Source organism: Streptomyces sp. NPDC012888, assembly GCF_042900645.1.
Classification (GTDB): Bacteria; Actinomycetota; Actinomycetes; order Streptomycetales; family Streptomycetaceae; genus Streptomyces.
Map to the genome: position 1 here is coordinate 284,235 of NZ_JBIBBM010000002.1, position 19,388 is coordinate 303,622.

Genomic DNA, 19,388 nt, shown 5'->3' on the forward strand with positions numbered 1-19,388 from the left:
GATTCCACCCATGCGAAGGGATCCATCATGGCCGCCACGCGTCATGCACACGCTGTCTGGGAAGGCGATCTGTTCGAGGGCAAGGGCGAGGTCACGCTCGACTCCTCGGGCCTCGGGAAGTTCGCGGTCTCCTGGCCGGCCCGGACCGACGAAGAGGCCAACGGGCGGACCAGCCCGGAGGAGCTGATCGCCGCCGCGCACTCCAGCTGCTTCAACATGGCCTTCTCCAACGGCCTGGCCAAGGCGGGCAACCCGCCGACCCGCCTGAACACCCGTGCCGACGTGACCTTCGTGCCGGGCAAGGGCATCACCGGCATCCACCTGACGGTGGAGGGCGATGTTCCGGGCCTGGACAACGACGCCTTCGTCGCCGCCGCCGAGGACGCGAAGAAGAACTGCCCGGTCAGCCAGGCCCTGACCGGTACGACGATCACCCTGAGCGCCAAGCTGGCCTGACCCGCGGGTTCGCGCCGAGCGCGGCGGTACGGGGTGCCCGTGCCGCCGCGTGGTACGACAGGGCGCATGTCCGCGACGCGACGTCAGATCCTGGCCCGGGGTGCCGCGGTGGCCTCGGTGGCCTTCTCGGGTGCGCTCGGCGCCCTGTTCCCGGGGACTCCCCTCGGTCCCGGCGGGGCCGTGGCCGGAGCGGGGACCGGCGGGACCGGCGTGCCCGGCCACCGCGTTCCCGCCCGCGCCGGTTACGGGCTGCTGCGCCCCGACCCGGACGGCCTGCTGGACCTCCCCGAGGGCTTCGGCTACCGGGTGCTGTCCCGGGCCGGGGAGCCGCTGCGCTCCGGCGAGGGCACGGTTCCGGCCAACTGCGACGGCATGGGGGTGCTGGACGCGGGCGGGGGCCGGCTGCGGCTGGTCCGCAACCACGAGAACCGGCACACCGCGCCGCTCGCCGTGCCCGCCGTACCGGGCCTCACGTACGACCCGGCCGCCCGGGGCGGCTGCACGGTGCTCTCCCTGGACGCGCGGGGCGGGGTGACCGGTGAACGGGTCGGCATCGCCGGGACGGCCGTCAACTGCGCGGGCGGCCACACCCCTTGGGGGACCTGGCTGACCTGTGAGGAGACCGAGGACAGGGCGGGCACCAACGGCTACGCCGAGGACCACGGCTTCGTCTTCGAGGTGGACCCGGGCGATCCGCGGCGCACCGGTGCGGTACCGCTGACCGCGCTGGGCCGGTTCGCCCACGAGGCCGTCGCGGTGGACCCGTACCTCGGGGTCGTCTACGAGACCGAGGACGCCTTCGTGAAGCCCTTCGGGCTGTTCTACCGCTTCCTGCCGCACCGGCCGCTGGGCGGCACCGGCTCGCTGCGGGCCGGCGGGCGGCTGGAGGCGATGCGGGTGCCGGGCGTGCCGGACCTGGCGGCGGTGACCGAGCCGGGGGCCGCGTTCGGGGTGGAGTGGGTGCCCGTGCCCGACCCCTCGGCGGCCGGCACCCCGGTCCGGGAGCAGGACTTCGGGCGCGGCGGGATCACCCACGCGCAGAAGCTGGAGGGCTGCTACTGGAGCGGCACGGGCGTGTACTTCGTGTCCAGCTTCGCCCGTGCCCGGGAGGGGGCGGCGGCGGACCACTTCGGCCAGGTGTGGTTCCTCGACCCGCGGCGCGACCGGCTCACCCTGTCCGTGGTCTTCGGCCCGGCCACCGACTCCCGGCTGCCGGGCGAGTCCCCGGACAACATCTGCCTGGCGCCCGGGGGCGGGCTGATGGTGTGCGAGGACGGCGGCGGTGAGCAGTACGTGTTCGGCGTGGCCCGGACCGGCGAGGTCTACCCGGTGGCGCGGAACGCGCAGGACACCGGGACGGCGGCGGCCCCGGAGTGGGGGGAGTTCGCGGGGGTGTGCTTCTCCCCCGACGGCCGGACGATGTTCGTCAACGCGTACGCCCCGGGCACCACGTTCGCCGTGACCGGCCCCTGGCACTGACGCCGAAGCCGGCCCCCACGACCGCGGCTCCGCCCGGCGCGAACCAGCCCCGCCGGCGGTTGAGCCACCGGCCCCGGTCGCGGTTCCGGCCCGAACGGCGGAGGATCGGACCGGAGCCGAGGGAAAGGGGACCCCAGTGCCGGAGCCGACGAACGGAACGGACCTGCGCGAGCTGCTGCGGGTGCCGCCCGGGGAGCCGGTGGACCTCGGCCGCCACGACCCCGGGGCGACCCCCGGCGGGCCGGGCGGCAAGGCGGCCGCCCTGGCCGGGACCGCGCGGCTGGCGGCGACGCTGGCCGGGCTGCAGGAGCGGCTGTACGCGGCCAGCACCCGCGGGGACCGCCGCTCCCTGCTCCTGGTGCTCCAGGGCATGGACACCAGCGGCAAGGGCGGCACGGTCAAGCACGTGGCCGGCGCGTTCAACCCCGCCGGCTGCCGGGTGAAGGCCTTCCGGGCACCCACCGTGCGGGAGCAGGCCCACCCCTTCCTGTGGCGGGTCGCCCGGGCGCTGCCGCTGCCCGGCGAGATCGGCATCTTCGACCGCTCGCACTACGAGGACGTGCTCGTTCCCCGGGTGCACGACCTGGTGCCGCGCCCCGTGCTGGACGGGCGCTACGAGGAGATCAACCGGTTCGAGAGGACCCTCGCGGACGAGGGGACGACGGTGGTGAAGGTCTTCCTCCACATCGGCCGGGAGGAGCAGCGGGCCCGTCTGCTGGCCCGTCTGGACGACCCGGACAAGCACTGGAAGTTCAGCCCGGCCGACCTCGCGGAGCGGGCCAGGTGGGCCGCCTACCGGAAGGCGTACGAGTTGGCCCTGGAGCGGTGTTCCACGGACGCCGCGCCGTGGTACGTGGTGCCGGCGGACCGGAAGTGGTACCGCAACTGGGCCGTCGCCAGGCTGCTGCTGGGGCATCTGGAGGACATGGCGCCCCGCTACCCGGAGGGTGACTTCGACGTGGAGGAGTGCCGCGCCCGTCTGATTGCCCGATAGTCATATATTTTGCGTACGTGACGAACTCTGTACGTTCCGTACGCCTCGCCGCGGCGCTCGCCGTGCTCGGCGCCGTCCTCGCGGGATGCGCGGGCGGCTCAGCCCCGTCCGACGGCGGCCGGGCGGCCCTCCGTACGAACCCCGCGAGCCCCGCGGGCACCCCCGCCGTCTCCCCGGCGGGCACCCCCGCCCCCGCGCCCGGTCCCGCCAGGCCCCCGACCATCGCCCCCGGTCCCGGCGGCCTCACCGCCGTGTTCGAGCGCGCCCGGCAGCGCACCGACAAGACCGTCGCGCTCACCTTCGACGCCGACATGACAGCCGATCAGGGGCCCCGCGCGGCCCAGGGGGAACGTTTCGACAACCCCTCGCTGATCACCGCCCTGCGCACGCTCAAGGTGCCCTCCACCGTGTTCATGACCGGGCGCTGGGCCGAGGAGTACCCGGACCAGGCGAAGGCCATCGGCACCGACCCGATGTTCGAGATCGCGAACCACTCGTACAGCCACCACGCCTTCGCCTCCCCCTGCTACGGGCTCCCCGCGCTGGACCCCGCCGCCGCCCGGGCCGACGTGGACCGTGCCTTCGCCGCCTTCCGCAAGGCCGGCGCCGTGAACACCGTCCCCTACTTCCGCTTCCCCGGCGGCTGCTACGACGACCGCGCCCTGCGCGCCCTGTCCACGTCGGGCATCACCGCCGTCCAGTGGGACGTGGTCAGCGGCGACGCCTTCGCCAAGGACCCGGACACGGTGGCCGAACAGGTCCTGGCCGGAGTCAGGCCCGGCTCGGTGGTGGTCATGCACTGCACGCGCAGCGCCGCCCCGGTCACCGAACAGGCCGTCCGCAGGATCGTCCCGGAACTCCGCGCCCGGGGCTACCGCTTCGTCAAGGTCTCCGAACTGGTCGGGACCTAGCCCGGCAGGGCGGGTCAGGCGGCCGGGGCTTCCGTCAGTTCGCTGGGGCGGACGATGACGAAGCCCTCGCCGCGGAGGCACAGCTGCACGGCCTCGCCGGAACCGCCGCGCATCATGGAACCCACGGACTGCGAACGGTTCAGGCCCGTCTCCAGGTGGGCGCTCCAGCCGACCACCGCGTCGGTGTCCACGTACACCGGTGCCTGCGGGGTGACCGGGATGACGACCGGGACGCCGTCGCAGACCAGCGCGAGCTTGCCCGTGCCGGTGAAGACGCTGTTGAAGAGGCCGCCGCCGGTCATGCCGGCGCCCTTCACCGTCCTGATCTCGTAGGACAGGGTCGGGTCGAAGCACAGGACGTTGCGGCCGTTCACGGTGAAGGCGTCCCCCGCCTCGAGGTCGACGATGAAGCAGTTGCCGGCCCGGTGGGCGAACCAGGCCTCGCCGCGGCCGCGCACCGACATCAGCGGCAGGCCCTCGCCGGTGACGGCCCGCTTGAGCATGCCGCCGATGCCCTGGCCCTTGCGTTCGAACCGGAGCTCACCGCGGAAGGCGATCATCGATCCCTGGCGGGCCAGCACCTCCCCGTCCACGACGTACCGGACGGACTTGGCGTTCTGCAGGGTCATGCCGGGTGCGGTGGCGGGGCGGACGAGGTGGTCGGCGGCAAACAGGTCGCTCTTCATGCCCCGATCCTCCCGTTCCGTCCGCGCCCGGGGCATCCTCCTGAGGTCGGAGCCCGCACCGGTCCCGGATCCGACCCTGGCATGCTTGTGCCGGTGAGCAGCTACGACACCGACAACCGCCCGTTCGAGCAGCAGCGGGTCCCGCGCGACGAAGCGCCGCAGTTCGTCCTCCCCCTCGTGGTCCGCATCGAGAAGGCCGGACCGCCGGCCAGGACCGACGCGCTGGAGACCGCCGCGCGGGCGGTGCTGGTGCTGCTCTCCGACGAACGCGCCGAGGGCGAGGGCGAGTGGGCCCGGGCCGTACGGGACTGGCAGGACGCGCGGATCCGCAAGGTGGTGCGGCGGGCCCGCGGCGCGGAGTGGCGCAAGGCGGCCGCCCTGCCCGGGATCACGGTGGAGGGCGAGGGCACCGAGGTGCGGGTGTTCCCGCCGGTGCCGCTGGACGGCTGGCCCAAGGAGCTGGCCAAGCTCCAGGTGTCGGGCACCGAACTGTCCGACCCGGAACCGGCCGGGCCGCCCGGGCCGGGGCTGCCGGTGCTGTGGATGAGCCCGGAGCTGGACATGTCCGCGGGCAAGGCCATGGCCCAGGCCGGGCACGGCGCCCAGCTCGCCTGGTGGGAGCTGTCGGCCGGGGAGCGGGCCGCCTGGCGGGACTCCGGCTTCCGGATGGCCGTGCGTACGGCCGGCCGGGAGGAGTGGGCCGCGCTGACCGGCAGCGGGCTGCCGGTGGTCCGCGACGCCGGCTTCACGGAGATCGCGCCCGGCTCCTGCACGGTGGTCGCCGACCACCCGGCCCTGCGCGCCCGGCTCCTCGGCTAGGCCACCCACGGCGGCGCCCGTGGCGTGACCGTCCTGGACGCGCCGTTCCACGCCGAGGGGAACTCGCCGCGGCCGGCGGCTGCCTCGCGTCGCAGTACCTCGCCGCGGGGCGGGCGGGGCCGGGCCGCCGGGCTCCCGGCTGCCGGACCGCCGCCCTGCGGAAACGCTCCGCGAAGCTCAAATGTTGCTCTGAACCGCGTCCCCGTGGGGTTGGCGCCGCTCCGGCGGGGCCATGACCCCCACAGACCTGTAAGACGCACATAAAGGGGGACGGGGCATGAGCGAGGAGCCCGTGGCACGCCTGGGGGTGGGCATCGGCTGGCGGCCGGAGATCGCGGAGGCGGTCGAGCGGCTGCCGGGGCTCGACTGGGTGGAGGTGGTCGCCGAGAACGTCTGCCCCGGTCACCTGCCCGAGTCCCTGCTGCGACTGCGCGCCCGGGGAGTCACCGTGGTCCCGCACGGCGTCGGCCTCGGGCTGGGCGGCGCCGACCGCCCGGACCCGGACCGCCTCGCCGCGCTCGGCGAGCGGGCGCTGGCCCTGGGCGCGCCCCTGGTCACCGAGCACATCGCCTTCGTGCGCAGCTCCTCGCCGGCCCTGGAGGCCGGGCACCTGCTGCCGGTGCCGCGCACCCGGGACGCCCTGGACGTGCTGTGCGAGAACGTCCGCATCGCCCAGGAGTCGCTGCCCGTGCCGCTGGCGCTGGAGAACATCGCGGCGCTGCTGGGCTGGCCCGGCGAGGAGCTGACGGAGGGGCAGTTCCTGTCGGAGCTGGTGGAGCGCACCGGGGTGCGGCTGCTGGTCGACGTGGCCAACCTCCACACCAACCAGGTCAACCGCGGCGAGGACGCGGCCAAGGTGCTGGACGCGCTGCCGCTGGAGGCCCTGGCGTACGTGCACGTGGCCGGCGGTGTGCTGCGGGACGGCGTGTGGCACGACACGCACGCCCACCCGGTGCCGGAGGCGGTCCTCGGCGTACTGGCGGCGCTGCGCGAGCGGGTGGACCCGCCCGGCGTGCTGCTGGAACGGGACGACGACTTCCCGCCGGAGGCGGAGCTGTCCGCCGAACTCGACGCGGTACGCGGGGTGCTGGACGGGCCCGGGCCGCGCCGGGCGGCCACCGCGGTGCCGGTACGACGCGCCGGCGACGGCCCGGAGCCGGCGGCGGACACCGCGGCGGCGCGGGGGCGGGTCGGGGTGGCGCAGACCGCCCTGCTGTCGGCGCTGGTGGCCGGCACGCCCGTGCCGGAGGGCTTCGACCGCCGGCGGGTCGCGGTGCAGGCGCGCGCGCTGACCGCGAAGCGGGCCGCGGTCGTGCGGAGGCTGGCTCCGGAGCTGGTCGGGATCCTGGGCGGCGGGGAGGCGTACCGTACGGCGTTCCTGCGGTACGCCCGGCACCGGCCGATGACCGCCGGCTACCGGCGCGACGCCCTGGACTTCGCCGAGCACCTGCTCGTGCGGGACCTGCCCGAGGACCCGGCCGCCCGGCGGCGCCTCACCCGCTGGTGGCGGGAACGGGGCGGCGGCCCGGCGCCCGGGGTGCTGGCGCGCTGGGTGCGCCGGTTCGGCCCGGTTCTCGGGAGGGCGGCGGCATGATCGTCTACACCGTCCTCGTCTGGCTCGCGGTGGTCGGCTCCGGCCTCGCCCTGCAGCGTTCGCTGGCCCGCGCCCGAGGATCGGCCGGGGCGGCGGGGCCGGCCGGCCCGGCCGTGCTCGACGGCGCCGAGGTGGCGTTCCTGACCGGCGGCCCCCGCCGGGTCGTGGACGCCGCGCTGGTCGCGCTCTGCTACGACGGGCGGATGATGATCGGCGGGCCCGGGGTGGTCCAGGTCCGGACCGGAGCCCGGGGCACGGACCCGGTGGAACGCGCGGTGCTGGAGGTGTTCGCGGCCGCTCCCGCGAGCGCGCTGGCCCCGCTGCGGACGGCCCTGCTGACCCATCCCGCCGTACGGGAGACCGGCGAGGGCCTGCTCGCGCGGGGCCTGCTGGCCGACCCGGTGGCGCTGTCCCGCGTCCGGGCCCGGGCCGGTGTCCAGGCGCTGCTGTGCCTGCTGGCGCTGCCGCCGGCCGCTGTCCTGGCCACGGTGGACCCGGCGCCCGCGCTGGCCGCCCTGCCCGCGCTGGTACTTGGGCTCGGCTGGGCGGCGGTCCTGGTCGGGCTGACGTCCGGGCGGGCCTGCCGGGCGGGTCGGCGGGCCCTGGAGGCGTACCGGGCGGCGTACGGGCACCTCGGTGACCCGCGGGTCGCCGTGTCCCTCGACGGCGCCCGGGCGGTCCCGGACCCGCTGCTCCGCACCCAGCTGCTGCGCGCCACCACACCGGGCGCCGGCCGCACCACCCGGCACGGCGGGGGCGACGCGGAGGCGGTGGCGGTGTGGTGCGGCGGCGCCTCCGGCGGCTCGTCGTCGAGCTGTGCCTCGTCCTCGAGCTGCGGCTCCTCGTCGAGCTGTGCCTCGTCCTCGAGCTGCGGCTCCTCGTCGAGCTGTGCCTCGTCCTCGAGCTGCGGCTCCTCGTCGAGCTGCAGCAGCTCCTCCAGCTCCTCGTGCAGCAGCAGCTCCTGACCCGCGGGACCCGCCGCCGGCCGCACCCCGAGCCCGAGCGGCGGGGCCGGCCGAGGCTCCGCGTGGGCTGCCGACCGGGGCTGGAGGGCGCGGCGGAACGGGGGCATCGGGGGCGACACCCCGGTCGGGTGCTGTACATGGGGCGCCGCGCGCCGTGTGATCGGTGCGACCATCCCGGTCGGTTCATCTGACGAACCGACCGCATCCCTGGGAAAGGGGCCGCCCGCATGCGGTTGCCGCTCGTCTCCCGCGCAGCCGCCGCGGTGACCCTCACCCTGGCCCTGGGCGGCGGCCCGACCCCCGCGGCGGCGTCCGGGCCGGGGCCCGGGCCGGGGACCGAGGCCGGGCCGGAGGCCGGAACCGGGGCCCGGGTTGCGCGGCGGGTGCCGGAGGCTCGGGGGGCTGAGGTGGTGGCGGCGCGGGCCTGGGCGCGGGGGTTGGAGTTCCGCGCCTGTCCGGCCGTCGAACGCCTGCCCGCGCCCGTGCGCTGCGCCCTGCTCCGCGTCCCCCTCGACTACGCCCGGCCGGACGGCCCCCAGATCACCCTGACCGTGAGCCGCGTGCCCGCCACCGGCCGCCGCCAGGGCGCCCTGGTGCACAACCCGGGCGGGCCGGGCGCCTCCGGCATGTACTTCCCGCTGGTCGCCGAGCTCCCCGAGTGGCGGCGCGTCGCCGCCGCCTACGACCTCGTCGGCTACGCCCCGCGCGGCGTGGGCCGGTCCGCCCCGCTGTCCTGCGCCGGGCCGGCGACCGCCGGCCCGGAGGTCCCGGGACTGCCGCCGGACGGGCCCTCCGCCGCGCACAAGCGGCAGCGGATCGCCGCAGCCCGCGCCTACGCCGCGGGCTGCGCCCGCCGCGCCGGGCCCGCCCTGCCGTACTACACGACCCCGAACAACGCCCGGGACCTGTACGTGCTGCGCGCCGCGCTCGGCGAGCCGCGGCTGAACTTCTTCGGCGCCTCGTACGGCACCTACTTCGGCGCGGTGTACGCCACCCTCTACCCGCGGCACGTCCGCCGCATGGTGTTCGACTCGGCCGTCGACCCCGATCCCGCGCGGATCTGGTACGGGGCCAACCTCGCCCAGTCCGAGGCGTTCGAGCGGCGCTGGTACGACTTCCGCGCCTGGGTGGCCCGGCACCACTCCACCTACCGGCTGGGCGCGACCCCGGCCGCCGTGCAGGCCCGTTGGGACGAGGTCCGCCACGAGGTGTCCCGACGGCCGGCCGCCGGCCGGGTGGGCACCGCGGAGCTGCACTCGGCGTACCTGCGGGCGGCGTACTACGACGAGGTGTGGCCGGAGCGCGCGGCGGCGCTGACCGCCTTCCTGGACGGGGACCCGGCCCCCCTGGTGGCGCTGGCCGCACCGGACCCGGAGGCGGCGGCCGAACGGGAGAACGCCGTCGCCGTCTACACCACGGTGCTGTGCAACGACGCGCCCTGGCCGGCGGATTTCGGCGTCTGGGACCGGGACCACACCGAGCTGGACCGCAGGGCCCCGTTCGCGACCTGGGCGAACGGCTGGCTCAACCTGCCCTGCGCGTACTGGCCGGTGACGGACCGGCAGACCCCGGTGGACGTCGGCCCCCGCGCGGGCGGCCTGCCGCCCACCCTGATCGCCGCGGCGGAACGGGACGCGGCCACCCCGTACCGGGGGGCCCTGGAGCTCCAGCGGCGGCTCGGCCCGAGGGCCGCTCTGGTCACGGAGCGGGGCTCGGGCGCGCACGGGGTGGTGGGCGGCCGCAACGCCTGCGTGGACCGGCACGTGGAGCGGTACCTGCTCACCGGCCGGACCCCCGGGCCGCGGGCGGAGTGCGCGCCGCATCCGGAGCCCGCACCGGTGTCGCTGGACTAGCCGTCGCTGCGGCTGTCTGAACTTCCGGTGGCGGGGTCTCCGGCTGCGTCGTTTCGGGGGCAGGGCCTCCCGATCCACCGGAGGCGGCGCGCGGCGGCGCTCTTCCTCCGGTCCTTCCCCCTCAGGGAGGTATCAGGCGAGTCCGGCCACCAGGTCGGCGACGGACTTGCGGCGTCCGGTGAAGAAGGGGACCTCTTCACGGACGTGCATGCGGGCCTCGGAGGCGCGCAGGTGGCGCATCAGGTCGACGATCCGGTACAGCTCGTCGGCCTCGAAGGCGAGCAGCCACTCGTAGTCGCCGAGCGAGAAGGAGGCGACGGTGTTGGCGCGGACGTCCGGGAAGCCGCGGGCCATCTTGCCGTGGTCGGCGAGCATGCGGCGGCGGTCCTCGTCCGGCAGCAGGTACCAGTCGTAGGAGCGCACGAACGGGTAGACGCTGACGTAGTCGCGGGCGACCTCGTCGGCCAGGAAGGCCGGGATGTGCGACTTGTTGAACTCGGCGGGGCGGTGCAGCGCCATGTTCGACCACACCGGCTCCAGGGCGCGGCCCAGCCTGGTGCGGCGGAACAGGTTGTAGGCGGTCTGGAGCTCGTCCGCGGTCTCGGCGTGCCACCAGATCATGACGTCCGCGTCGGCGCGCAGGCCGGAGACGTCGTACGTGCCGCGGACGGTGATGTCCTTGGCGGCCAGCTGGTCGAACAGCTCCTGCACCTCGTCGGCGTAGCCGGCACGGTCTTCGGGGAGGACGTCCTTGAGCTTGAAGACGGACCACAGGGTGTAGCGAATGACCTCGTTGAGGTCCTTGGCCTTCTTCCCCGCGTTGGGGATCTTCTCTGGTGCAGTCATGCGCCCATTGTCCCGTGTCCGGATCGGTGCTCCGCGCCAGGGGTGCCGATCACGGCGTCGGCCGCGGTGCGGGCGCTGGCCACGCAGGCGGGGACGCCCACGCCGTCGTACAGCGCCCCGCACACGGCGAGGCCGGGGACGGCGGCGACGGCGGCGCGGATGCGGGCCACCCGGGTCAGGTGGCCGACCGGGTACTGGGGGAGTCCGCCGTCCCAGCGGGTGACGGTGGAGGCGACGGGGCGGGCGGTCAGGCCGACGGCCGCGCCGAGGTCGCGCAGGGAGACGTCGACGAGTTCGGCGTCCTCGCGCTCCAGGTCCTTCTCGTCGCCGTGCCGGCCCACCGAGGTGCGCAGCAGGAACAGGTCGGGGTCGGCACCGGCCCAGGCCCACTTGTTGCTGGAGAAGGTAGAGGCCTTGATCGTGCGGCCGTCCACGGACGGTACGAGGAACCCGCTGGCCCCGCCGGAGGCGACGGCAGCGGGCAGCTCGGACCGCCGGAAGGCCATGGTGACCAGCGCCATGGAGGCGTACTCCACGCCGGCCAGTTCGGCGGCGGCCGCGGGAGCGTGACGGGCCAGCAGGGCGGCGGCCGGCCCGGCGGGGGTGGCGAGGACCACGGCTTCGGCGTCGAACGCGCCGCCGTCGGCGGTGGCGACCCGCCAGCCGCCGGGGGTGCGGACCAGCTCGCGGACCGGGGTGCCGGTGAGGACGCGGGCGCCGGCGGCCCGGCAGGCTTGGGCGACGGCGAGCGGGAGGCGGCCGATGCCGCCGGCGATCCCGGCGAACACCGGGCCGGCGGCGGCCGCGCCGATCGTGTGGGTGCGTTCGGCGGCCTCGCGCTGGACGGAGCGGACCGCCTCGGTGAGCGAGGGGTGGGCGCGCAGGGCGTCGTACAGGGCGGGGACGGCCGCGCGCAGGGAGATCCGGTAGGCGTCGCCCGCGTACACGCCGCCGAGGAGGGGTTCGACCAGCCGGTCGACGACCTCGCGGCCGAGGCGTCCGGCGACGAACTCGCCCACGGCGAGGTCCTCGGTGTCCTCGCCGATGCCGGTGGGCGGCAGCTGGGCCTCGGCCTCGATGCGGGCCAGGCCGGCCGCACTGAGCACGCCGGAGGCGGCGAGCGGGGCGAGGTCCCCCGGTACGCCCATGAGGTGGCCGCGCGGCATGGGCCGCAGGGCGCCGCGGGTCCACAGGTGGGCGGTGGCGGTGGCGGGTGCCTGGAGGTCGTCGCCGAGGCCGACGGCGCGGGCGAGGCCGACGGCCTCGGGGCGGCGGGCGAGCAGGGACTCGGCGCCGAGGTCGACGGGGAGTCCGGCGAGCTCGCCGGCGTACAGCTTGCCGCCCGGGCGGGGACCGGCCTCCAGGACGGTCACGCGGGCGCCGGCCTCGAGCAGCCGGTGGGCCGCGGCGAGGCCGGCGATGCCGCCGCCGACCACGACGACGTGGCGGGGCTCCGGCGCTCCGGTGCCCGGGGCCGCACTGATGTCCGCTTCGTGCATGGACACATCGTCTCAGACCGCTCGGCGATGCCGGACCGTGACCGGTTCGGGACCGGCTCGGGACCGTGGCGGTGAAACCCGCGGAGGGGGACGTCACGTCGAAACGGCGAGATGTCGGCCGAGGCCCGGGGGGTCACAACCACATGACGCACACGAACGAGCGGACGCACGCGCACGGCACCGGCGGGGGAGCCGCCGCCCGCGGAACCGGAAGGCCCGCGTTCGGGAGCCGTTGGCCCCTGGCCGCGGCGGCGCTCGCCGCCGGCGGGGCACTGCTGCTGGCCGGCTGCTCCGGCAGCGGCGACAGCGGCGACGGCAAGTCCATGAGCGCGGAGCGCGGGTTCGCGGCCGGGCAGGGGGCCGGCGACCAGGCGGGGGCTCCGGGCGCCGGGGAGGCGGCGGCGCCCGCCCCGGCCGCCGGGGCGAGCGGGCAGCCGGTGCAGCTGCGGCAGCACGTCATCCGCACGGCCACGCTCTCCGTCGAGGCGGAGGACCCGCAGCGGGCGCTGGCGGCGGCCCGCAAGGCCGCCGAGGGGGCGGGCGGTCACGTCGGCAGCGAGTCCACCCGCCGCTCCCGGGACGGGCGGGTCACCTCGACGGTGACGCTGCGGGTGCCCGGCGAGCGGTTCGACGCGGTGCTGGGCGAGCTGGAGGGCGGCGGGAAGCTGCTCCACCGGAAGGTCGGGGCGGAGGACGTGACCGAGCGGGTGGTCGACGTCGACAGCCGGGTCCGGTCGCAGCAGGCGAGCGTGGCGCGGGTGCGGGACATGATGGAGAAGGCCACCGCCCTGAGCGACGTGGTCATGCTCGAAGGGGAGCTGAGCAAGCGGCAGTCCGAGCTGGAGTCCCTGCTGGCCCAGCAGTCCGCGCTGAAGGACCGGACCTCCCTGGCCACCATCGAGCTGGAGGTGTCGGAGCCGGGCGAGGGCTCGCGGCAGGAGGAGGACCCCGGCTTCCTGGACGCCCTGAGGGGCGGCTGGGACGCGTTCACCGGCGCGCTGGGCTGGTTGGCGCTGGCCGTGGGCGCGGTACTGCCGTTCGCCGTGACGGCCGCGCTGCTGGTGCTGGTGTGGCGGGTGGTGCGGCGGCTGCGCCGCGGTCCGGCCGGACCGGCCCCGGAGGCGCCCGCGGCTTCCCCGGCGGGGGCGGACCCGGCGGAGGTGACGGACACCGCGTCCCGGATCACCGGCTGAACGGCCGTTCGTGCGTAGCGTGTTCCGCTGACGGCGAGGCAGGCGGCGGAGGGCGGTACGGACGATGGCGGCGGAACGAGTGGTCGTGGTGGGCGGCGACGCGGCGGGCATGTCCGCCGCGTCGCAGGCGCGGCGGCTGAAGGGGCCCGACCAGCTGGAGATCACGGCCTTCGAGCGCTCCCGGTTCACCTCGTACTCGGCGTGCGGCATCCCGTACTGGGTCGGCGGGCTGGTCGCCGAGCGGGACGCGCTGGTCGCCCGGACCCCGGAGGAGCACCGGGCCCGGGGCATCGACCTGCGGATGCGCACCGAGGTGACCGCGCTGGACCTGGCGGGGCAGCGGGTCCGGGCCCGGGACCTGGAGACCGGCACGGAGTCCTGGACCGGCTTCGACCACCTGGTGCTGGCCACCGGGGCCCGGCCGGTCCGGCCGAAACTGCCCGGGATCGGCGCGCGGGGCGTGCACGGGGTGCAGACCCTCGACGACGGCCGGCGCCTGATGGACACCCTGGAACGGGTGGAGGGCCGCCGGGCGGTGGTGGTGGGCGCCGGGTACATCGGCGTGGAGATGGCGGAGGCCCTCAAGCTGCGCGGGTTCGAGGTGACCGTGCTGCACCGGGGCGCGCAGCCGATGTCGACGCTCGACCCGGACATGGGCGGGCTCGTGCACGGCGCGATGAACGCGATGGGCATCCGTACGGTGGCCGGCGCGGAGGTCGACGCGGTCCTGACGGACGCGGACGGGCGGGCCCGGGCCGTGACCACCTCGTCGGGCGAGGAGTACGAGGCGGACGTGGTGGTCCTCGGCATCGGGGTGGAGCCGCGCACCGGACTCGCCCGGGACGCCGGGCTGCCGCTGGGCGACTCGGGCGGGCTGCTGACCGACCTGTCGATGCGGGTGCGCGGCCACGAGAACGTCTGGGCGGGCGGGGACTGCGTGGAGGTGCTCGACCTGGTGTCGGGCCGCACCAGGTACGTTCCGCTGGGCACCCACGCCAACAAGCACGGCCAGGTGATCGGGTCGGGGGTGGGCGGCGGCTACGCGACGTTCCCGGGGGTGGTGGGCACGGCCGTCAGCAAGGTCTGCGACCTGGAGATCGCGCGGACCGGGCTGCGGGAGAAGGACGCGCGGGCGGTGGGCCTGCGGTTCGTGACGGCCACCATCCGCTCCACGCAGACGGCGGGCTACTACCCCGACGCCGCGGAGATGACGGTGAAGATGCTGGCGGAGCGGCGCACCGGGCGGCTGCTGGGGGTGCAGATCGTGGGCGGGGCGGGCTCCGCGAAGCGGGTGGACGTGGCGGCCGTGGCGCTGACCGCCGGCATGACCGTGGACCAGCTCGTCGCCCTGGACCTGGGGTACGCGCCGCCGTTCTCACCCGTCTGGGACCCGGTCCTGGTCGCGGCGCGCAAGGCGGTCACGGCCCTGCGCTCGGCGGGCATCTAGGAACCTCGGCGGCGGCCGGCCGCGGACAGCGGCCGGCCGCGACGTGGGGGGCGGTCAGCCCTTCGCGGTCCTGGTGTGGACGTAGTCGACCAGGCGGGTCAGGGCGTCCGGGTCGGTGGTCGGCAGGACGCCGTGGCCCAGGTTGAAGACGTGTCCCGGCAGGCCGGAGGCCGCGGCGAGGACCTCGTCGGTCTTGGCGCGGACGGCCTCCTCGGTGGAGAAGAGCACCGCCGGGTCCAGGTTGCCCTGGAGCGCCTTGCCGGGGCCGACCCGGCGCGCCGCCTCGTCCAGCGGAACCCGCCAGTCGACGCCCACGACGTCCGCGCCGGCCTCGCCCATCAGGCCCAGCAGCTCGCCGGTGCCCACGCCGAAGTGGATCCGCGGCACGCCGTAGGAGGCGACGGAGTCGAAGACCTTGGTGGAGGCGGGCATGACCGAGCGGCGGTAGTCCGCCGGGGCGAGGGCGCCGACCCAGGAGTCGAAGAGCTGGACCGCGGAGGCGCCGGCCTCGATCTGGACCTTCAGGAAGGCCGAGGTGATCTCGGCGAGGCGGTCGAGCAGGTCGGCCCACAGCTGCGGGTCGCCGTACATGAGCGCCTTGGTGTGCTCGTGGTTGCGGGACGGACCGCCCTCGACCAGGTAGCTCGCGAGGGTGAACGGCGCACCGGCGAAGCCGATCAACGGGGTGCCGCCGAGTTCACCCGTGAGCATGCCGATCGCCTCGGTGACGTACGGGACGTCCTCGGGAGTCAGGTCGCGCAGCTGTGCGAGGTCCTCGCGGCGGCGGATCGGCTGGGCGACGACCGGGCCGATGCCCGGCTTGATGTCCAGGTCGATGCCGATGGCCTTCAGCGGGACCACGATGTCGCTGAAGAAGATCGCCGCGTCCACCTTGTGGCGGCGCACCGGCTGCAGCGTGATCTCCGTGACCAGGTCGGGCCGCATGCAGGACTCCAGCATGGCGGTGCCCTCGCGCACCTTGCGGTACTCGGGGAGGGAGCGCCCGGCCTGCCGCATGAACCACACCGGCGTGTGCGGGACCGGCTCCCGCCGGCACGCCTTCAGGAAGGCGGAATCGTACGTCTGGCTCGGCTGGCCCGTCGGGCGGTCGTCGGTGCTCACGACCCAAATCTTCGCACGTACGGAGAAGTGGCCGACCCGTGCCGGGTGTCCCTGCGCTGAACGGGGCCTCGTTCCGCCTAGTCTTCCCCGCATGGCTGCGGCTCAGGGACGATTTTCAGATGGCGCCGAGGGTACGGACAGCGCGAAGGAGACCTCCGTCCCGATCCCGTTCCGGCGGGCGGTCGACGGCTTGAAGAAGGCGCGGCTGCGCCCGGGGATCGAGATCGACCCGGTCAGGCCGCCGCAGCGGCTCGCGCCGTACGCGTACGCGCTGGAGGCGGCGGTCGTCGCGGGGGACGAGGACCTCGCCGACGGGCGGCTGATCCTGCTCCACGACCCGGCCGGGCACGAGGCCTGGCACGGGACGTTCCGGCTGGTGACGCTGGTACGGGCGGAGCTGGAGCCGGAGATGGCCGCGGACCCGCTCCTGCCGGAGGTGTGCTGGTCCTGGCTGACCGGCGCGCTGGAGGCGCGGGGACTGTCGTACGGAGAGGCGAGCGGCACGGTGACCCGGGCGAGCTCGCACTACTTCGGGGGGCTGGCGGAGCGGCGCCCGGCCACGCAGATCGAGATCAGGGCCTCGTGGACGCCCCGGGAGGGGGTGGGCGGGGCTCCGGACACGGCGGCGCACCTGTCGGCCTGGTGCGAGCTGCTGTGCCAGATCGCCGGACTGGAGCCGGTGGCGCCACAGGATCCGGGCGTGGTCTCCCTGCCACAGCGGCGCGGGCCGCACCACCCGTGAGGTGCGGCCGGACGGCCGCACCGGCGGGCGTCGCGGTGGCCCGCGGCGGCCCGCGGCAGGGCCGTTCGAGGGGGCGCAAACCGGTGACGAGGTGTCAAAACGGGGCAGCCCTTGCGGGCTTCTGATCGCCCTCTGATCGATCGCGCGTCCGAATTGCCCGAATTGTTACTCACCAAATCGTGATCATTCCCTAAAGCCGGGCGGGTGACGTGCCGAAGGAGTCAATGACCATCCGCACGGTGCGCACCGGCTTCTTCCCCAGCCGGCCGTCCCACCACTCCCCCAGGAGGCCTGGTGTCCGTTCTTCTTGAGCAGCCTGCAAGCCTGGTCGCCTACCGCCCGAACAAGCCGACCGCCATGGTCGTCGTGGCCGACCCCCGTGTGCGTTCCACCGTGACCCGCCACCTGTGGGCGCTCGGTGTGCGCGACGTGATCGAGGCGTCGTCCATCGCGGAGGCCCGTCCCCGCGTCGGCAGCCCGCGCGACATCTGCGTGGCCGACGTCCACCTGCCCGACGGTTCCGGTCTCACCCTGCTCTCCGAGACCCGGGCGGCAGGCTGGCCGAACGGCCTGGCCCTGTCGGCCGCCGACGACATCGGCGCGGTCCGCAACGCCCTCGCGGGCGGTGTGAAGGGTTACGTCGTCACCGGTACGCGTACCAACATCGGGCTGCCCACCCGGCCCGGCGCCGCCCCCATCGGGTCGGCCGCCGCCCGGATGCACCGCCGCCCCCCGGGTGCCCCGAGCCACCCGGGCGGCTACCGCGAGCTCTCCGGCCGCGAGGTCGAGGTCCTGCGCCTCGTCGCCGAGGGCCAGTCCAACAAGGCCATCGGCGTCTCGATGGGCCTGTCCGCCCTGACCGTCAAGTCCCACCTGGCCCGGATCGCCCGCAAGCTGGGCACCGGCGACCGCGCCGGCATGGTCGCGGTGGCCCTCCGGACCGGGATCATCCACTGACCCCGGCGGGGCCGGCCCGCGGCCCCCGGTTACCTCCCCGGGCGACCCCCGGGAAGCACACCCGGGGGTCGCGCGGGTTTCCACCCCGTGTACGTGGCGCGCCCGTCGACGGAACGTTCCGGCGACGGGCGCGCCGCATACACGGATACCCTTGACCGGTGACCGACGCCCAAGAGACCGCAGCACACCTGCGCACCACCACCGGGGGCGGCCCCCCGGACGACGTCGTTGTTCCGTCCGATGGGCTGCCGATCCCCTTGCTCGAACCCCGCGACGGGATCCCTCCGGTGGTCGCGGACGACGAGGCCCTCGCCCGGGTCGTCGCGGCCTTCGCCGCGGGCACCGGGCCGGTGGCCGTCGACGCCGAACGCGCCTCCGGCTACCGGTACGGCCAGCGCGCCTACCTGGTCCAGCTCCGCCGGGAGGGGGCCGGGTCCGCGCTGATCGACCCCGTCGGCTGCCCGGACCTGTCCGGGCTCGGCGAGGCGCTGTCCGGCACCGAGTGGATCCTCCACGCCGCCACCCAGGACCTGCCCTGCCTGCGGGAAATAGGCATGGTCCCCACCACCCTCTTCGACACCGAGCTGGCCGGCCGGCTGGCCGGGTTCCCCCGGGTGGGGCTGGGCGCCATGGTCGAGAGCGTGCTCGGCTACGCCCTGGAGAAGGGGCACTCGGCGGTCGACTGGTCCACCCGCCCGCTGCCGGAGCCGTGGCTGCGCTACGCCGCGCTGGACGTGGAGCTGCTGGTCGACCTGCGCGACGCGCTGGAGAAGGAGCTGGACCGGCAGGGCAAGCTGGAGTGGGCCCGGCAGGAGTTCGAGGCCATCGCCGCGGCGCCGCCGGCCGCGCCGCGCAAGGACCCGTGGCGGCGGACCTCGGGCATGCACAAGGTGCGGCGGCGCCGCCAGATGGCGGTCGTGCGCGAGCTGTGGGAGACGCGGGACCGGATCGCCCAGCGGCGGGACGTCTCGCCCGGCAAGGTGCTGAGCGACGCGGCGATCGTCGAGGCGGCGCTGGCCGTCCCGGCGAACGTGCACGCGCTGTCGGCGCTGCCGGGGTACGGGCCCCGGATGGGGCGGCGGCAGCTGGAGCAGTGGATGGCCGCGGTGGACCGGGCGCGGGCCCTGCCGGAGGCGGAGCTGCCGCAGCCGGGGGCGGCGCCTTCGGGGCCGCCGCCGCCGCGGTCCTGGGCCGACAAGGACCCGGCCGCCGCGGCCCGCCTCGCGGCGGCGCGCACCGCCGTGTCCGCGCTGGCGGAGCGGCTGAACCTGCCGCAGGAGAACCTGGTCACGCCGGACACGGTGCGGCGGCTGTGCTGGGAGCCGCCGGCGGTGCTCTCCGGGGACTCGGTCGCCGCGGCCCTGGCGGCGCACGGCGCCCGCCCCTGGCAGATCGAACAGGCCACCCCCACCCTCCTGACCGCCCTCACGAACCCCACCTGACCCCGACCCCGGGGCCCCACCCGACCCCGGGCCGGGTCCGGCCCCGGCTCCGCCATGCACGCCGGGGCAACGCCGCTCGAGCCGGATCAGCCCGGCCGGGTCCCGCCCCGCGAGCCGGCTCCGCGGGGCACACCCAGCCCCGCCGGCGATTGAGGCGCGGGGAACGGGGCAGAGCCCCGTATGCCCCAGCGAAGCGCTACCCGCGCGGCAACGGCTCCGCCCGACCCCGCTCGAACGCCGCTCGGGCTGCGAGCCCGCCCCCGGCTCGCCATGCGCCCCACGGCACCCCCGCCCCCTCAAACGCCGCTCGGGCCGGCTCGGCCCGGCCGGGTCCGACCCCGCGAGCCGGCTCCACGGGGGCGCCGGCGGTGTGACCTTCGCCG

17 protein-coding genes are annotated in these 19,388 nt (G+C 75.7%); 13 read left to right on the plus strand and 4 right to left on the minus strand.

All coding sequences use genetic code 11. From position 1 onward, the window contains the following. The first annotated feature begins 27 nt into the window (after positions 1-27). From ACFY61_RS03715 to ACFY61_RS03730, 4 genes are all read left to right on the plus strand, one after another. Positions 28-456, plus strand: a complete 429-nt coding sequence (locus tag ACFY61_RS03715) for an OsmC family protein (protein ID WP_389466509.1) — start codon at positions 28-30, stop codon at positions 454-456. A 66-nt stretch (positions 457-522) separates the two neighbouring features. Next, entirely contained in the window at positions 523-1,935 is a 1,413-nt protein-coding gene (locus ACFY61_RS03720; RefSeq protein WP_389466510.1) for an alkaline phosphatase PhoX, read from the plus strand. A 136-nt stretch (positions 1,936-2,071) separates the two neighbouring features. After that, entirely contained in the window at positions 2,072-2,929 is an 858-nt protein-coding gene (locus tag ACFY61_RS03725) for a PPK2 family polyphosphate kinase (RefSeq protein WP_389466512.1), read from the plus strand. Positions 2,930-2,946: 17 nt separating this feature from the next. Then, positions 2,947-3,840: a polysaccharide deacetylase family protein gene (locus ACFY61_RS03730; protein ID WP_389466515.1), complete on the plus strand. Its 894-nt coding sequence runs from the start codon at positions 2,947-2,949 to the stop codon at positions 3,838-3,840. 14 nt (positions 3,841-3,854) lie between these two features. On the opposite strand, the gene ACFY61_RS03735 is transcribed toward ACFY61_RS03730, so the two are convergent. Continuing rightward, complete coding sequence (locus ACFY61_RS03735; protein WP_389466518.1) at positions 3,855-4,526, minus strand: AIM24 family protein; 672 nt, start codon at positions 4,524-4,526, stop codon at positions 3,855-3,857. An 81-nt stretch (positions 4,527-4,607) separates the two neighbouring features. Here ACFY61_RS03735 and ACFY61_RS03740 point away from each other — a divergent pair, with 81 nt between their 5' ends. From ACFY61_RS03740 to ACFY61_RS03755, 4 genes are all read left to right on the plus strand, one after another. Continuing rightward, positions 4,608-5,345 (plus strand): aminoacyl-tRNA hydrolase, encoded by a 738-nt coding sequence (locus ACFY61_RS03740; protein WP_389466520.1) that lies wholly within the window; start codon positions 4,608-4,610, stop codon positions 5,343-5,345. 277 nt (positions 5,346-5,622) lie between these two features. After that, positions 5,623-6,939 carry a DUF692 domain-containing protein gene (locus ACFY61_RS03745; protein WP_389466522.1) on the plus strand — a complete coding sequence of 439 codons (1,317 nt, stop codon included), beginning with the start codon at positions 5,623-5,625 and terminating at the stop codon, positions 6,937-6,939. Continuing rightward, positions 6,936-7,904, plus strand: a complete 969-nt coding sequence (locus ACFY61_RS03750; RefSeq protein ID WP_389466525.1) for a TIGR04222 domain-containing membrane protein — start codon at positions 6,936-6,938, stop codon at positions 7,902-7,904. The genes ACFY61_RS03745 and ACFY61_RS03750 overlap by 4 nt, the downstream gene beginning before the upstream one ends. 227 nt (positions 7,905-8,131) lie before the next feature. Continuing rightward, positions 8,132-9,757 carry an alpha/beta hydrolase gene (locus ACFY61_RS03755; RefSeq protein ID WP_389466526.1) on the plus strand — a complete coding sequence of 542 codons (1,626 nt, stop codon included), beginning with the start codon at positions 8,132-8,134 and terminating at the stop codon, positions 9,755-9,757. 132 nt (positions 9,758-9,889) lie between these two features. Here the strand turns inward: ACFY61_RS03755 and hemQ are convergent, their stop codons facing one another. Next, positions 9,890-10,603, minus strand: a complete 714-nt coding sequence (gene hemQ / locus ACFY61_RS03760; RefSeq protein WP_366861245.1) for a hydrogen peroxide-dependent heme synthase — start codon at positions 10,601-10,603, stop codon at positions 9,890-9,892. Further along, the gene (gene hemG / locus ACFY61_RS03765; RefSeq protein WP_389466529.1) at positions 10,600-12,102 is read right to left on the minus strand and encodes a protoporphyrinogen oxidase; all 1,503 of its coding nucleotides are present in this window, start codon (positions 12,100-12,102) and stop codon (positions 10,600-10,602) included. Before hemG ends, hemQ begins: the two co-directional genes overlap by 4 nt. A 143-nt stretch (positions 12,103-12,245) precedes the next feature. Here hemG and ACFY61_RS03770 point away from each other — a divergent pair, with 143 nt between their 5' ends. Both ACFY61_RS03770 and ACFY61_RS03775 read left to right on the plus strand, forming a co-directional pair. Next, positions 12,246-13,295: a DUF4349 domain-containing protein gene (locus ACFY61_RS03770; RefSeq protein WP_389466531.1), complete on the plus strand. Its 1,050-nt coding sequence runs from the start codon at positions 12,246-12,248 to the stop codon at positions 13,293-13,295. 64 nt (positions 13,296-13,359) lie between these two features. Further along, the gene (locus tag ACFY61_RS03775) at positions 13,360-14,742 is read left to right on the plus strand and encodes an FAD-dependent oxidoreductase (RefSeq protein ID WP_389466533.1); all 1,383 of its coding nucleotides are present in this window, start codon (positions 13,360-13,362) and stop codon (positions 14,740-14,742) included. A 54-nt stretch (positions 14,743-14,796) separates the two neighbouring features. On the opposite strand, the gene hemE is transcribed toward ACFY61_RS03775, so the two are convergent. Next, positions 14,797-15,864, minus strand: coding sequence for a uroporphyrinogen decarboxylase (hemE, locus tag ACFY61_RS03780; protein WP_389466536.1), 1,068 nt, complete (start codon positions 15,862-15,864; stop codon positions 14,797-14,799). Positions 15,865-15,955: 91 nt separating this feature from the next. Here hemE and ACFY61_RS03785 point away from each other — a divergent pair, with 91 nt between their 5' ends. The 3 genes from ACFY61_RS03785 (at position 15,956) to ACFY61_RS03795 (ending at position 19,005) form a co-directional block, all read left to right on the plus strand. Continuing rightward, positions 15,956-16,606: a DUF3000 domain-containing protein gene (locus ACFY61_RS03785; RefSeq protein ID WP_389466538.1), complete on the plus strand. Its 651-nt coding sequence runs from the start codon at positions 15,956-15,958 to the stop codon at positions 16,604-16,606. Between the two features lie 294 nt (positions 16,607-16,900). Continuing rightward, a complete protein-coding gene (locus ACFY61_RS03790; RefSeq protein ID WP_030202492.1) occupies positions 16,901-17,563 on the plus strand; it encodes a response regulator transcription factor in 663 nt (220 codons plus the stop codon). A 158-nt stretch (positions 17,564-17,721) separates the two neighbouring features. After that, entirely contained in the window at positions 17,722-19,005 is a 1,284-nt protein-coding gene (locus tag ACFY61_RS03795) for an HRDC domain-containing protein (RefSeq protein ID WP_389466541.1), read from the plus strand. Positions 19,006-19,388: the final 383 nt, after the last annotated feature.